14 protein-coding genes are annotated in these 15,934 nt (G+C 35.7%); 3 read left to right on the top strand and 11 right to left on the bottom strand.

Going from position 1 to position 15,934, the window contains the following annotated elements; translation table 11 throughout:
* Positions 1 to 170: 170 nt before the first annotated feature.
* The 8 genes from BBBE_RS01835 to BBBE_RS01800 form a co-directional block, all read right to left on the bottom strand.
* Positions 171 to 665 (bottom strand): F0F1 ATP synthase subunit B, encoded by a 495-nt coding sequence (locus BBBE_RS01835; RefSeq protein WP_010700916.1) that lies wholly within the window; start codon positions 663 to 665, stop codon positions 171 to 173.
* Entirely contained in the window at positions 662 to 1,243 is a 582-nt protein-coding gene (locus tag BBBE_RS01830) for a F0F1 ATP synthase subunit B (RefSeq protein ID WP_010700915.1), read from the bottom strand. Before BBBE_RS01830 ends, BBBE_RS01835 begins: the two co-directional genes overlap by 4 nt.
* Before the next feature lie 140 nt (positions 1,244 to 1,383).
* Positions 1,384 to 1,614, bottom strand: a complete 231-nt coding sequence (locus BBBE_RS01825; protein ID WP_010700914.1) for a F0F1 ATP synthase subunit C — start codon at positions 1,612 to 1,614, stop codon at positions 1,384 to 1,386.
* 52 nt (positions 1,615 to 1,666) lie between these two features.
* On the bottom strand, positions 1,667 to 2,425 hold the full coding sequence (locus tag BBBE_RS01820) for a F0F1 ATP synthase subunit A (protein ID WP_010700913.1): 759 nt from the start codon (positions 2,423 to 2,425) through the stop codon (positions 1,667 to 1,669).
* A gap of 7 nt (positions 2,426 to 2,432) precedes the next feature.
* Positions 2,433 to 2,852: an AtpZ/AtpI family protein gene (locus tag BBBE_RS01815; protein ID WP_010700912.1), complete on the bottom strand. Its 420-nt coding sequence runs from the start codon at positions 2,850 to 2,852 to the stop codon at positions 2,433 to 2,435.
* Between the two features lie 975 nt (positions 2,853 to 3,827).
* Positions 3,828 to 5,237: a ribosome biogenesis GTPase Der gene (der, locus tag BBBE_RS01810; RefSeq protein ID WP_010700911.1), complete on the bottom strand. Its 1,410-nt coding sequence runs from the start codon at positions 5,235 to 5,237 to the stop codon at positions 3,828 to 3,830.
* A complete protein-coding gene (locus BBBE_RS01805) occupies positions 5,237 to 5,914 on the bottom strand; it encodes a DUF2659 family protein (protein WP_010700910.1) in 678 nt (225 codons plus the stop codon). Before BBBE_RS01805 ends, der begins: the two co-directional genes overlap by 1 nt.
* Before the next feature lie 1,023 nt (positions 5,915 to 6,937).
* A complete protein-coding gene (locus BBBE_RS01800) occupies positions 6,938 to 8,710 on the bottom strand; it encodes an SLC13 family permease (protein ID WP_010700909.1) in 1,773 nt (590 codons plus the stop codon).
* A 356-nt stretch (positions 8,711 to 9,066) separates the two neighbouring features.
* Between BBBE_RS01800 and BBBE_RS01795 the strand changes: the two genes are divergently transcribed.
* Positions 9,067 to 10,761 carry a hypothetical protein gene (locus BBBE_RS01795; protein WP_010700908.1) on the top strand — a complete coding sequence of 565 codons (1,695 nt, stop codon included), beginning with the start codon at positions 9,067 to 9,069 and terminating at the stop codon, positions 10,759 to 10,761.
* Positions 10,762 to 10,908: 147 nt separating this feature from the next.
* Positions 10,909 to 12,270: a Na+/H+ antiporter NhaA gene (gene nhaA, locus BBBE_RS01790; protein WP_010700907.1), complete on the top strand. Its 1,362-nt coding sequence runs from the start codon at positions 10,909 to 10,911 to the stop codon at positions 12,268 to 12,270.
* Positions 12,271 to 12,647: 377 nt separating this feature from the next.
* Here the strand turns inward: nhaA and BBBE_RS01785 are convergent, their stop codons facing one another.
* Positions 12,648 to 13,901, bottom strand: coding sequence for an aspartate kinase (locus tag BBBE_RS01785; protein ID WP_010700906.1), 1,254 nt, complete (start codon positions 13,899 to 13,901; stop codon positions 12,648 to 12,650).
* A 187-nt stretch (positions 13,902 to 14,088) separates the two neighbouring features.
* Between BBBE_RS01785 and ubiG the strand changes: the two genes are divergently transcribed.
* Positions 14,089 to 14,835 carry a bifunctional 2-polyprenyl-6-hydroxyphenol methylase/3-demethylubiquinol 3-O-methyltransferase UbiG gene (gene ubiG / locus BBBE_RS01780; RefSeq protein WP_010700905.1) on the top strand — a complete coding sequence of 249 codons (747 nt, stop codon included), beginning with the start codon at positions 14,089 to 14,091 and terminating at the stop codon, positions 14,833 to 14,835.
* Between the two features lie 18 nt (positions 14,836 to 14,853).
* On the opposite strand, the gene grxC is transcribed toward ubiG, so the two are convergent.
* Entirely contained in the window at positions 14,854 to 15,111 is a 258-nt protein-coding gene (grxC, locus tag BBBE_RS01775; protein WP_010700904.1) for a glutaredoxin 3, read from the bottom strand.
* Positions 15,112 to 15,157: 46 nt separating this feature from the next.
* Positions 15,158 to 15,904, bottom strand: coding sequence for a ComF family protein (locus tag BBBE_RS01770; protein WP_010700903.1), 747 nt, complete (start codon positions 15,902 to 15,904; stop codon positions 15,158 to 15,160).
* Positions 15,905 to 15,934: the final 30 nt, after the last annotated feature.

Here is a 15,934-nt window from a genome sequence, read left to right as displayed (position 1 = left end):
AATTAAGGTAGGTAAAAGTCAGTAATTTCCAATCAACCTCGAAAAATAAATTGTACTCAACAGATAATTTTTTGATTGATAAAAACACTAATTTTTGGAAGTTTACGCAAACCTATTTCCCCTAGAATATTCCTCCCTAAAAGATTAGTACTTTAAACTCTTAAGTAGTATTAATTGAGGTATTCTTTCATTTTGGAAAGAGACTCTTTAGTGAGAGATTTTTCAATAAGGTTATTAGATTCCTTAAAATCTAATTCTTTATTGATAAGCGTACGCGAAGAAGAAATTGCTAAATCAATAGCAGATAAAGAAACAACTCGAATTGCATCTGCCTCTGCTTGAGCAATTTTTTGCTTTACCATTTTTTTGCGATTTTTAACATATTCTTCTGTTTTTGCGCGAGCCTCAGCAACAATAACTGAAACTTCATGCTTAGCAGCAGCAATAATTTCTTGAGCATTTTTTTCTGCTTCTACACATTTGCGCTGACATTCAGCCAGTACCTCCTGCGCCTCTTCACGAAGACGAAGAGCTTCATCAAGCTCATCTGTGATACGCTTTGTTCGCATATCAAGACTATGCGCCACCATAGTTGGAACTTTGAAATAAGCTAAAAGAGCTAAAAAAAGAACCAAACCAATAAAAGCCCAAAACGTATCAGTCATCCTTGTGATTCCTTATAGCCCGTAGTTTTAACAGTTAAATTGACAACTTCCTTGTTTACATCAATATCAAGCAATTTCTTAACAATTTCACAAGTCACTTCTTCTGCAATTAAACCAACATTTTGCATAGCTTTATCTCGAATCTCTGCTATTTGATCCGCAGCAGTTGCTAGTTTTTTCTCTAATTTTTTTTCAACTTCTTTTCGTTCAAGATCGGTCTTCTCTTTAATTTTATCTTTTGCCTCTCGCACTATAATACGTGCCTGTAAACGAGCTTCTGCTAGTTTTTTTTCATAAACTTTAATCACAGTATCCGCTTCCTGCTTCATACGCATAGCCTGATCTAAATCAGATGCAATCCTATCACGACGCGTTTCAATAACATTCCCGATACGGGGCACAATCACCCGAGCAATAAAAAGATAAAAAAAACCAAAAGAAATTGCCAACCAAAAAAGGTGAGAACAAAAATGCACAAAATCAAAAGGCGGAAATACGCGGTTTGCGTGCTCTACCGCATTTTCAATACGTTCTATGGGTGTTTCAGCAGCTTGTGCATAAGCACTGGAAATAAACATTCTATTTTATCCTTCAAATAACTACCTGAGGCCCTTTATTTTGAACCTATGATACCTGATTTACTTCCCTTATATTAAAAACTGCAAAAGACCATGTCTGCTTTTTGCACAAAAAAAACAGACATGCCTTTTTTATATGATTAAACTGCAAAAAGAAGCAAAAGAGCAATAAGTAACGAAAAAATACCCAAAGCTTCTGTTACAGCAAAGCCAAAAACTAAACGACCAAACTGACTATCTGCTGCTGATGGATTACGTAAGGCACCACAAAGATAGCTACTAAAAATATTTCCCAGCCCCAATGCTGTTCCAGCCATACCAAAGCAGGCAAGACCAGCGCCAATATATTTTGCTGCAAGTGCTAATTCCATATTATTCTCCTTTGAAGCGAAATTGCATTGTTTGACGAAAAACCGTTATTTATTAATGTCCTGAATGGACAGCATCACTGAGATACATACAAGTTAAAACCGTAAAGACATAAGCTTGCAGAAATGCTACCAAGAATTCAAGAGCAGTAATTGCTACAGTCATGATAAGAGGTAAAATAGAACCACCAATGCCTATAACCCCTACCCCAACCATTGAGACAATAAAACCAGAAAATACTTTGAGTGTAATGTGACCTGCAAGCATATTAGCAAAAAGACGAAGTGAAAGGCTAATAGGACGAGACAAAAAAGAAATAACCTCAATCATTGTGACTAAAGGCAAAATCATAACAGGTACACCGCTAGGAACAAAAAGTTTAAAAAAACAAACCCCATGCTTATAAAAACCATAACAAATCACCGTCAAAATAACCAACATTGCCAATGAAAAAGTAATCATAATCTGAGAGGTGATAGTATAAAAATAAGGGAAAAGACCAATAAAATTGGCAACCAAAATAAAAATAAATAATGAAAACACTAAAGGAAAAAAACGCATTCCCTGCACGCCAGCTGATTCACGTAAAGTTGACGCTACAAATTCATACGCCATTTCAGAAATAGACTGCATTCGCGTCGGAACCAATCTTCGACTTGATGATGAAAGAAAAAGAAACACCGAAGATAAAACAACCGTAACAATTATAAAAAATGACACATTTGTAAACGATAAATCCATATTCCCTATGGAAATATTAATCAGCCGTAAAACCTCAAACTGATGAATAGGATCTGGAGCATGTGCTATCACTTTAACCTCATTTATTAATTTGATCGACCTTTTTTTGATGCGATACGCTATCTTTCCCTAATTGGCTAGGAGCAATGCGCCCCAAAGATCGAAGAACACTCATTATACCAGAAGTAAATCCAAGAAAAAGAAAAAATATCAACCCCCATGGCAATAAACCTGTTAGCTTATCAAATCCCAACCCCAAAACAACACCTACAATAACACTTGCCAGAAATTCACTCGATAACTTAACAGCTTGCCCTATCTTGTTTTGTGATTCTCTGTTCTCGCTTTTAAAATTTTGTGTCTTTAATGCTTTCTTACGCATTAAAGCCAATTCTAAATTTTGACGACGCCATTCTAAATTCTCTAAATGCAAAGAATCCTTTTGCCTTTTCTCTTTAGCCTCCTTTTGTGGCACAACGGGTTTATCGCCCTTTGCCATAATTGGCTCCTTAATCAAAAGCAAAATACATCTAAAGCTGTCTGCAACATATTGTTACTGAATTCATTCGTCAAGCTACCTAAAAGCGTCTACCACAAGGATTTTTATCAATAAATAAAACAATAATGATTTATCATCAAAAAACATATCAATACGATTCAATTCTTGGTTGACATTACACACTTTATAATAAATGTCCCAATTTTATCAATTTTAACCATGAAACAATAAGATAACTCCTCTAGAATTAGTAATTATGCGTTTTTGATCTCACTTTAAAAAGCTATATTTATTGTGCAGCTTTAGAAATCTATTGAACAATTACCTATTAGAATCTTTTGATTCGTGTATATTTAGCCATCATACGTCACAATACAAACTAATGTTAATTAAACTAATTCAGTATTAATACGTAATGGCGTACATAAAGGAGAGTAATAAAACTCTAAATAATAATTTACTCCTATAAATCGTTTTTTCTCTTTTATGTGCATTTCAAATAAATAACTTCAATGCGACATTTATGTTCTTTATTTCGAAAAATCACTATAGAGCGCAGCATTGCTACTCATAAATGCTTCTTCCAATGCAGAAAAGACAATTAATCCCTCTTATCTTACTCTCCTAATTACACTGCTAAAAGGTGAAGAAACAACATTTCTAAGAAGTGCATAACCACTCCAAATCTTTACAAAATACTCAAAACTGAAAAAACGCTTTCAATGGTGTACTTGTTTGGTACAAATACGTGACTAAAATAGTTAAAAATTTCTTCTTTACATGAAAAAATAATTTTTTTCATTGGTTATAATGAACGCAATACTATTTTCGTTTATTTTACACATTTATTTTTGTTTCAAAAACTTAACACATCAAAGCTAATCTTCTTTAAAAGCTAGTTATTAAATGCGTATTCTTCAACCTTTTAAAATCCAAAAATGAATCAAGACATGAAAGAAATTGTCATTTTTCTCATTATGCAAAAGGATTATCAGATGTTCGCAGTAACAAACGAATGGGTACCCCTGGCATATCAAATGTATCACGCAACCCATTAGAAAGATAACGCAAATATGATTGAGGCATTGCCTCTGAGCGTGAACAAGAAATCATAAAACCCGGAGGACGTGTCTTAATTTGCGTTATATACTTAATCTTAAGTCGACGCCCAGAAATTGCTGGTGGTGGGTGATGCGCAACTATAGTTTCAAGCCACCGATTAAGTTTTCCTGTAGGAATACGGCGATTCCACACACGATGAATCGTCATGATATTTTCCATAAGCTTATCAAGCCCTTTACCATATTGGCCTGATAAAGGAACAGCTCTTAAACCACGAACCTGAGGAAGAAGACAAGCACATTTTTTATGTAAATCAGCCAATACTTCTTGGCAATTTTCAATAAGATCCCATTTATTGAAAGCGATAATTGGAACGCGCCCCTCACGAATCACAAGATCAGCAATTTGTAAATCTTGCTTTTCAAAAGGTGCGGTTGCATCAAAAACGATCACTACTACTTCTGAGAAACGAATTGCACGTAAAGTGTCTGCAACAGAAAGTTTTTCTAACTTTTCTTGAACTTTTAATTTCCGACGCAAACCTGCAGTATCAAAGAGTTTAAAACAACGACCACGCCATTCCCAATCTACAGAAATAGAATCACGTGTAATACCAGCTTCAGGTCCTGTCAGTAAACGATCCTGTCCCAGCATACTATTGATCAATGTCGATTTCCCTGTATTGGGACGACCAGCAATTGCTATCCGAATAGGTTTGCTTTCATCGTAAACAGAATATCTCCCTTCTAAATCATCAACATCATTGTCCAAAGGCGCAAAACGTGCAAGAAGGCACTCTTCTTCTTTTCTTTGCCCAAAAGCTTTATCTTTACTAACAGCATTCACAATTGCGTCACGAAGATCTGAAAAACCCAGACCATGTTCAGCAGATATTGCGCAAGGCTCACCTAAACCCAGAGACCATGCCTCATACCCTCCTTCTACTGCCATTTTGGACTCAGACTTATTGACAACAAGCACAATCGGTTTTCCTGACTTGCGAATTAATGAAACAAAACTGAAATCACTTGGTGTTACCCCACTCTTGGCATCAAGTACAAATAGGATAAGATCTGCTTCTTTAATAGCAATCTGTGTCTGAAAAAACATACGACCTTCAAGTGTTTGATCACTTTCATCTTCTAAACCAGCCGTATCAATTACATTAAAACGTAAATCTTGAAGCTTTGCCTCATGAACACGCCGATCACGTGTCACACCTGGTTTATTATCAACTAAAGCCAATTTTTGCCCAACCAAACGATTAAATAATGTTGACTTTCCAACATTAGGCCGACCAACTATAGCAATGGTGAGGCTCATTAATTTACCCCTTTACTCACCTTTCTTTCAGACTGAATAAGCTCAAGCATAATTTTTGCTCGATCAGTTATTTTTAACCCCAGAATATTTTCTTCAGAAATTTTTTGAAAATAATAAATCGCATCATTTATCTTATTAGCTTTATAAGCAGATAAACCTAAAACTTCTCTTGCAGACATACGCATAGGATCGATATCATTTGCCATGTCCTTAACACGTTTTTTAACATCATCGAACGTGCCTATATCAACTAAAATATAAGCTGCTCGAATTTTTGCAACTCTCTGTAATATCTGTGGTGCCTTCTTATCAGCCGCAACCGCGTCAAAAATCTCTACCGACTTAACAGCATTGCCTTGCTGCATCAACAAAGAAGCTTCACGTAAACGGGCAAGAAAAGGATACCCTCCAAAATCAGATATTTTGACATTCTCCAACTGATTCATCGCCTCATCAAACTGAAGTGAATCCGCTAAATTAAGGCTTGTTATAAATGTATCACCAATTTTGCTGGCCTTACTCATCTGTTCATAATGATAAATTTGGTAAATAGCTATCACTAGTACAAAAATAATAGCTGAAACTATAATCAAGAAACTATAACGCCCCCAAAAAGCACGGACTTTTTCCTGACGGAGCTCTTCATTAACTTCACGAATAAAACTATCGTACGACATACACCTATCCTAGAAAGAATTTTAATTCCCACACTATTACGTATAAATGAACAAAAATGGAGCTCTATTCACTAAAAAATCTTAAATTTTGTTAGTTGATTGATTTAAAATCAACATATGCCCTTATTAACTGTTTTTTATAACTGTACCGAACAAAATCTCTGCAATTATTTTTTGATTGACGTGAATCTTTACGCATTTCACTTTCATTGAAACGTGTAAAGCTACTTTCAATCATTTCAATTCCTGCTATATATTAATATCAACTTATTGCTAACTTAAAATAAAAGCGAAATATCTGGCTTATACTGATCTATATCACCTACTAGATAATTGCAAACACACTAAATAACCGAACAAATCTACCAGATAATCATCTAACAACTGTTTTCACAGCTTGTAAATCTCATTCACTCATACTTTATAAAATAATAAATAAGCACAAAAACAAATATTAAACTTGTTAGAACAATGCAGAAATAATGTAACTCTCTTCAACAACAATCATTTTAACATCTAACATAAATTACGTACAATCTCGAGTAGCATTGTTTAGTTGTATTAACACTCTATGTGTACATTACAACTTCTAAAATCTTAAATTAACAACTGTTTTAGCGTATCCCTCCACAGCTTTTATTAGAAAATCACTATTAAAAATCAGCGTATAAAATATAGTTTTTTTTATGAATCAAACGTCAATTACAATGACCTCAAAATCAGAGTAATAATTCTATATAGAGTGATGCAATCATTAAATTTTTAACCAACAAACATCATCCTCATCTCTGCTAATATTACAATTAAAGTGTTCATTAAAATCCTTATTAATTTATACATGACCAGCTTTTCATAATTGAGAATGTCTGGAGAAAAATAAACAAACGTTGCCACAATGCTAAGAAAACGCTTGCGCTTTATCATAATAAATCCCCCCATCCTAACAATATCTCTGCGTAAAACATAGCTTTTCCACCTATTTTTATTCTAGTAAAAAATCTATTTAAAGGTTCTCCTATCGTTCTATTGTAATGGCCAAATCCACATTAACATTGGAACCGCAACAATTGCTATCAACACTGCCAACGGAGCACCAAAACGTGCATAATCACTAAAACGATAACCACCCGGCCCCATTACTAACATAGTACATTGATGTCCAATAGGCGTAAGAAAATCACACCCAGCGCCTATCGCAACAGCCATTAGAAAAGCCTCAGGTTTATAATGAAGAGAATGAGCAAAACTTGACGCGATTGGCGCTATAACCATTACTGTTGCTGCATTATTTAAAAATGGCGTTATCAGCATTGCTGTAACCAAAATAAGTGCTAATGCACCAGATGGTGGTAAAAATACAGCCACTTGGCTAAGCCAACAACCAATTAAATCTGTGCACCCTGTTTTTTCCAATATTTCGCTTACTGGAATAAGAGTTGCCAATAGCACCAATATTTGTCCATCTAAAGCATGGTACAAATCACGCATCGGAAGAATTCGAAAAACAACCATTGCAATAGCTGCAGAAAAAAAAGAAAATGCAACCGGAACAATTTGAAAAACTGTCGTAATAATTGCTATAAATAAAATAGCTAAAGACATAAGACCGTGGCGTAAATTACCGAACATGATATTGCGTTTTGCTAAAGGAAGACATTTCAATTCCCGTAACAAGCTGGGAATAACCATATCCTGCCCCTGCAAAACAATTACATCTCCGAGACGAAAAACAATATCGCCAAGCCTACCACGTACCCTTTCACATTGACGACTTAAAGCAAGTAAATTTACATCATAACGATCAAACAACGAAAGCCTTTTAGCGCTAATACCAATAAGAGGAGAATTATCTGTAATAACAGCCTCAACAATATCAAGATGACTACCTTTATCGCTTATGGAAAGAGTACGACCAGTAGCAAATTCTAAGCGAGCTGAATTAATCACAGTGTCTAGCCCTGTATGTGAGCCTTCCAGTAAAATAGTATCATCCTTGGCAAAAACAAAATCTGGTAATGGCGAAATGGATACTTTATTTCTAATAACCTGAATAACCATAACTTCGCCGCCTGATGGCTTAATAAGATCAATAATAGTTTTTCCCACAATGGGAGAATGAACGGGAATACGGACTTCTGAAACATAATTACAAATATCAACAGCATCATCAAATGATGGGCTTGAATGCGTACGGATAGGTAAACGCCAAGAAAAAAATACCAAATAAAAAACCCCAATAGCGGCAATTGTTGCGCCAACCGGCATAAAATCAAACATAGTGAAAGGGATTCCCTCTAAACGTTCTCGCATAGCTGAAACAACAATATTGGGGGAAGTGCCTATCTGCGTCATTAAACCACCTAACAAAGAGCCAAATGCCATTGGCATCAAAAACGCAGATGGTGAAATCTGAGAACGACGAGCAAGTTGGAAAGCAAGCGGAAGCATAATAGCTAAAGCACCAATGTTTTTAACAAACATTGATAAAAACACAACAGAAATAACTAAAAAAGCTAATTGAAGTTTTACTGACTTTACATCAGGCCACATTCGTTGAATAATATATTCCATAATACCAGAGCGCGATATAACTGTGCTGATTATAAACGCGCTACCTACGATAATAACAATATCACTACTAAAACCGCTAAATGCTTCCTTCGGATTAACAAGACCGAGAGTGCAAGCAATTAATAATGTACAAACAGCAACGATATCATAACGAAATCGACCCCAAATAAAAACAGCCATCATGAGACCAATAATAGAAAAAGCCATTATTTGATCTTCTGTCATAATACCAACAACTCCTTGTCAGCTTACAATCACCAACATCATATATTCCCTTTAATCGTTCCTGTAGTCTGTGACACAAAAAAACGACACATTGATTACTACTTAAAAATGATTAAACATGACAAATAAGGTCATAATTAGTGCATAATTCCTTATTCATTGATTATAGTTTTATGCAAAAGATTAAAAAAACTGGTGACAGTTGATAAAAGCTTGTTGAAAAAAAAATTATGATGATCTTACATCGAAAGAAATAGATAGATATTTGTTGGCACATCATATCTGAGCTTTTATCATTACTTAAGAAATTTATTTATACTCTCAGCATTATAGTGACAAAACTGAAAGAGAAAATAATGATCAATTTTAATAGTTGGTATCACAATAACCTAAAATATTGGTTGACGTATGTTATTGGATTTGTTGCTATTTTAACAATCATAGCTATTGGTGGTTTTTATATGGCAAAACCCCACCTTGATAGCTTTGTAAAAAAAGAAATAGCCCGTCGCTCTATCAATGCAGAAACATCCGAAGTTAGTATTTTAGGTAAAATCAACTTGACCAATGTCACTGTCCCAACTCCAGCTGATACATCACTTAAAATTGGTGCTATTTCAGGACGCCCCCCTATCGCTTTCATTCCTGGAGTTTTTACACTTTATAATATTGATTTAACGTATAAGAATTTCCGTCTACAAGTCCCCAAAATTTCTATTAATAACGTATCCTTAAAACACAAAAATACTACAATCACGTCTTCCTTTTTGCAATCGCTTATGCGTATTGATATTTCATTAATTAATGCACCAGATATATTACTTTCCATAGAGAATGAGAATAAACCACCCGAAAAAACTATTATAAAGGATTTCCAACTTTCTAATCTCAAAAACGGCCGTATTCATTCTGTTAGTATCAAAGATATAACCACTAATATGAGTCTTGCAAAGATAGCTGCAGATGGTACAAAACAGATATATCTAACAGCTAAAAGTAACCCAATAAAAGCCCATAACATTGATGTGGGTTATGCTTATTCTATCATTTCTGGTAAAAACAGCGTCAAAAATCAAAACAAAACCGTTATTGGTCCTATTACATTGGGTAATACAGTAGTTGATGTTTTTGAAGGAGAAGAAAGAAACGCTTCTTTCTCTTTTGGAAAATTTGAAACATCTGGCTTAAAAATGCAGTCGCTCGAACAGCCTCTTGAAAAACTTATTCAAGCCTACCTTAGCGCAAAAAAAACAAATAGTCAGACAGAACAAAATGCCCTTCTTATAGCTGTTCTTTCGGCTATTACATCAATTGATGCTAAAACTGATAAAATAGTTATTGACGTACCGCAAATAAAGACAACCCTTGAATCATTCCAATTAAAATCAAACCAATGGCAACAGGCCATACCAGAAAATCTTTTGCTCTCTCTTAATGGCCTTTCAATCTTACCTAAAAAAATAGAAAGAAAAAACTTAGATCTTCTTAAAAACACAGGCTTTGAGAACTTGGATGTTTCAGGAAAACTTGACATTTCTTATAATGAAAAAGAGTGTATCCTTTCACTTAATGCAATGTCTTTCACCATTCAAAACATTGGGTCTGGAAAAATCTCAGCTAAAATTGTTGATATTGATAAAGCATTCTTCTCAGGTCAAAAAGACGCAATCATTGCTGCCTCTCAAAATCTTGGCATCAGTGAAATTGATATATCTTATACAGACTCTGGTCTCATTGATAAAATCTTTTCTTATCTTGCACAAAGTCTTAACGATAATAAACACAATATCAAACAAGAACTTTATGATACTTTTTATTTAATCATGACTCAAAGCCCCAAAATACTGTTAAAAAATCATGATGAAGCTGAAAATATCTCCAAAGCTCTCGGCAATTTTGCTAGAAATCCACAAACATTAAAAATAAAAATAGCAACAAAAGATAACAAAAGGCTTACAGCATCTGATCTCGAAATCGCTTTGCAAAATAATAATCTATCAGCTGTTCTTAATAAAATGAGGTTCACTGTTAAAAATGAAGCATCTCATTAAAAACATAATTGATTTTAAAACTGGTAGCTCTTTTTTTAATTGGAGAATTATCATCCCCTTTTTTTTCTTCATATAACACTATAAGCGCCCCATAGAATAGCTTATAAATAAAGCATATATGAGTAAATTGATATTTGGAGTTATTTTATGCCTGATTTATCCTCAAATCGCTTACCAAATAAAGCTTCTCTCGTCACAAATCGAGCACTCTCTGCAATTGAGCGTTTTCTCCACATCGAAGCTGTAAGTGGTATTGTTCTTTTGTTGGCAGCTGCAACTGCGCTTATACTTGCCAATTCTAAATATTCTTCTTCCTATGAAGCACTCTGGCATACACCTCTTGGCTTTAACTTTGGTTATTTTAACCTATCATGGGATTTACATTTTTGGATTAATGATGCTCTTATGACTGTGTTTTTTCTCGTAGCAGGAATGGAAATTCGGCGTGAAATTCACGAAGGTGCTCTTGCTAATTTTAAACAAGCAATTTTACCAATTGTAGCAGCAATAGGTGGAGTTTGTCTTCCTGCAATTATTTATCTCAGCATCAACTTAAATGGGGGGCATACTTATGGTTGGGCTGTACCGACAGCCACTGATATTGCTTTTGCACTAGGTATTCTCGCTCTTCTTGGGAAAGCAATTCCTTCTAATCTTCATATTATTCTTTTATCATTAGCAATTATTGATGATATTATTGCTGTTCTTATCATTGCTTTTTTCTATTCAACTAATTTAGATCCCAGTGGTTTAGTCATTGCAATAGCAGGGATTGTCTTAGTCTTATTTTTTCAATGGATTGGATTTGCATCAGCCTGGCTCTATATTTTACCAGGTGCAATTATTTGGTGGGGGCTAATGATAACAGGTGCTCATCCATCACTCGCTGGCGTGATTTTAGGTATGATGACCCCAGTTTTACCTACCCGTAATCTTGTAGCTCCGCTTACAATGCTAAGCAACGCGGTTGAAGCGCTTCAAGAAAAAAACACAAGCACAGATCTTCATCATATCTCAACCACATTAAAAAAAGTGCGTAGAGGACAACGTGATATAATCGCACCTGTAACACGGGTTCAAAAAGCATTACACCCATGGGTAGCGTATGGTGTAATGCCAATTTTTGCTTTCGCAAATGCTGGCGTTAACTTTGCAAACTTTGACCTCTCTTCCGATAAATCATCCTTGATCGTTCTCGGCATTATCATTGGTCTATGCATCGGTAAACCATTTGGTATTATGGCAGCTAGCTATTTGGCAGTAAAATCAGGTCTATGCCGCCTTCCTCCTAATGTAGCGTGGACAGGCATATTACTAATTGGATTTTTAGCAGGTATCGGCTTTACAATGTCAATCTTTGTTTCAATGCTTGCTTTTAAAGATGTTGTTCAACTTGATTCTGCAAAAATTGGTGTACTTTGCGGATCTGGCCTTTCTGCCCTTATTGGCCTTGGATACGGACTTTTATACATCAAAAATAATAAAAAGCATGCCACAAATCGCAATTAACCAAACTATAGCCTCTCACTTAAGCTAAACTTTTGAGAGCAGTCTAAGTTTTAATTACATTTCAATGAATGACTGCATACTATTAATTTCTGATTGTAGTCATTCATCATAGACAAAAAAAGTGTAATTTACACCTACAAAAACCTTTAAAAAGTGCATACAACTTGCACTCACATTAATGCAGCTTTTGATTAAATATTAAATAAATTACATAATACTCAATAATAGATATTCTTCTATACTTTTAGAACAAAACAGAGAAAAACTTTGCCCTTATAATAACCTGATGTAAAAAATAAGTTTAGTAAAGTTCTCAGTTATTGTAAATGCAAAACCTATGCTATAATTCCTCAGAAAATATTTAAAATTAAAAATACCTACCCTATCTCAAGACCATAAACAGCATGCAAAGTTCTTACTGCAAGTTCAGTATAAGCACTATCAATTAAAACAGAGATCTTAATCTCTGAAGTCGTAATTGCTTGAATATTAATGCCTTTTTCAGCTAAAGCCTTAAATGCCGTGGCAGCAACACCTGCGTGACTGCGCATACCAACACCAATAACAGAAATCTTTGCAAGATCGCTTTCGGACTGAATAACATCAAACCCGATCTCTGCACGATTTTTCTCAAGAAGTGCAACAGCTTTATCTACATCAGCTGATGGTACAGTAAAAGTCATATCAGTCTTCGAACCGTCTTCAGAAATATTCTGTACAATCATATCAACATTGATACACTCTTCAGCCAAAGGACCAAAAATTGCTGCAGAAATACCCGGACGATCTGCCAGTCTGCGTAGTGAAATTTGTGCTTCATCTTTAGCAAAAGCAATACCAGTAACATTTTGTTGTTCCACGATCTCATCCTCATCGCAAATAAGTGTTCCAGGGGGATTAACTGAACTGCACATGTCTACAGCATCGGGATCCTCAAAACTTGAGCGTACAAAAGTACGAACTTTATGGACCATAGCCAATTCAACAGACCTAACTTGCAAAACTTTTGCCCCAAGAGAAGCCATTTCAAGCATTTCTTCAAAAGCCACTTTCGGTAACCGACGTGCTTTAGGTTCAATTCGCGGATCAGTTGTATAAACACCATCTACATCTGTATAAATATCACAACGATCAGCTTGCAAAGCCGCCGCTATTGCAACGGCACTTGTATCTGACCCACCGCGCCCCAAGGTAGAAATTCGATTATTTGGAGCCAATCCTTGAAAACCAGCAATAACTGCTACTTGCCCCTCTTGAAAACGCTCTATCAAAAAAGATCCATCAATATTTACAATCCGTGCACCCCCATGCACATTATCAGTATAAATAGGGATTTGCCACCCAAGCCATGAGCGAGCATTCACCCCCATCGCTTGGAGTGTAATAGCCAACAAGCCCGCCGTTACTTGTTCGCCAGAAGAAACAATTACATCATATTCACAAGCATCATGCATTGGTGAAGCTTCACGTGTCCATTGAACAAGCTCATTTGTTTTACCTGCCATTGCAGATACCACTACTGCAATCTCATTACCAGCATCTACTTCTCTTTTGACATGTCGAGCAACATTATGAATACGCTCAATGTTTGCTACAGATGTGCCACCAAATTTCATGACAATACGTGCCATTTATAACACTCTTATGTTTCTTATTTCAAATGAGACAGTTAGAATAAGATTCTGTCGCCGTATCAAATTCCCTTTCGACATAACCAATATCTATAATTTTCGCAAGCCCAGCATGATTATGTTAACTTACTCTTGACTTTATAAAAATCTACCTGATTTGATAATATGAGAATAAAAGGAGAGTGATATGATAAATAAAGCTCATACTACGATTGATCAGAGTGAAGTCGATCATTTTTCACAAATTGCTTCTGAATGGTGGAATCCACAAGGCAAATTTCGACCACTCCACCAATTTAATCCAACACGCCTTGCTTATATCAAAGAAAAAATCTGTCTGGAATTTGATCGCGATCCCATATCCCTTACACCTTTTGAAGGTTTGAGGATTCTTGATATTGGTTGTGGAGGCGGTTTGTTATGTGAGCCAATGGCACGCCTTGGAGCTACTATTATAGGAGCCGATGCTTCGCAAACCAATATAGAGGTAGCAAAAACCCATGCAGTCCAAAGCGGTCTTTCAATTGACTATCGTGCCACCACCGCAGAAACGCTTGCAAATAAAGAAGAACAATTTGATGTGATCCTCAATATGGAAATTGTTGAACATGTTGCCGATGTTAATCTCTTCATATCGGCCACTGCCAGAATGCTCAAACCACAAGGACTTATGTTCGTTGCGACACTTAACCGTACATGGAAAGCTTGGGGACTAGCCATTATTGGCGCTGAATATATTCTACGTTGGCTTCCAAAAGGAACTCATGACTATAAAAAATTTCTGAAACCTCAAGAGCTTAAAAAGCTGTTATCTCAAAATGCTCTGACCGTTATTGATGAGATTGGCATTACTTATAATCCATTGAATGATAGCTGGAATCGCTCAAAAGACATGAACGTTAACTACATGCTTCTTGTAAAACGGTTTGAATAAAAACGCTATAATAAATAACTATTGAGTGCTTTTGAGTAAACTGTCGAGTTTACCCTCAGCATCTAAAGCATAAAGATCATCACAACCTCCAACATGATAATCACCTATAAAAATTTGAGGAAATGTATTACGCCCATTCGCTCGCTGTACCATTTGTTGACGAAGGGAAGTTGATGCATCAATATCTGTATATTTGACGCCTTTTTTATCAAATAAAGTACGCGCTTTTGTGCAATAGGGACAACCGGGACGTGTATAAAGTGTTATCTCTTTCATCATATTTCTCCAATATCTTCTGATATAATCAATCTTTAATCACTTCTCAAGAGTGAGACAAAACAGAAACGTCTTTCAATACACGCGAAAATGTCAATACATCAACTTGTTGTGCGCCTGCATGTTTTAATATTGCAGCAGCAGCTGCTACAGTTACACCTGTTGTCAAAACATCATCAATCAGCAAAATGGAACGTCCTTTTAAATGCTTTTTAATTTTATATGGTATCTTAAAAGCACTTTGCACATTGAGTTTTCGTTCCTTAGCAGATAAACCAACCTGTGGACGGGTATGCCGACAACGAACAAGCCAGCCAGGCTTGAAAGGTTTTTTCCGTGCTGCTGCAATATAACGGGCAAGCTCAGCAGATTGATTATAACGTCGCCAGAAAAAACGACGAAAATGCAATGGAATAGGAATAATAACATCGCAATCATCAAGAAGCTCACGTCCTGCAAGTAGCATCCAATTAGACATAAAACATGCTAATTCTAGGCGATCGCCATATTTCAATTGGATTGTCAAAAGTCGCGCTAATCCCTTATGAACAACTGCCGAGCGAACACGTGAAAAAGGAGGAGAAGCTTGAATTGCTTCACCACTAAGAAAACCTTCTCCCATATCATGGGCAAAAGGAATCCCCATAATAGGACAATAAGGTTTTGTAATAAATTGAAAATCTTTCCAACAATCAGAACAAACCGTACTATAAGCAGAAACAATTTTCTTACATCCAGGACAAGTCGGTGGGTATAAAATTGTTATTAAGTACTCAATGAATTTACCCAACATATCCCCCCCCCATTCAAAAAAATTTCAAAA

Origin of the sequence: Bartonella bovis 91-4 (assembly GCF_000384965.1) — a bacterium.
GTDB classification, from domain to species: Bacteria; Pseudomonadota; Alphaproteobacteria; order Rhizobiales; family Rhizobiaceae; genus Bartonella; species Bartonella bovis.
The sequence above is the reverse complement of the archived record's forward strand: the minus strand, read 5'-3'. Positions and strand labels throughout refer to the sequence as shown.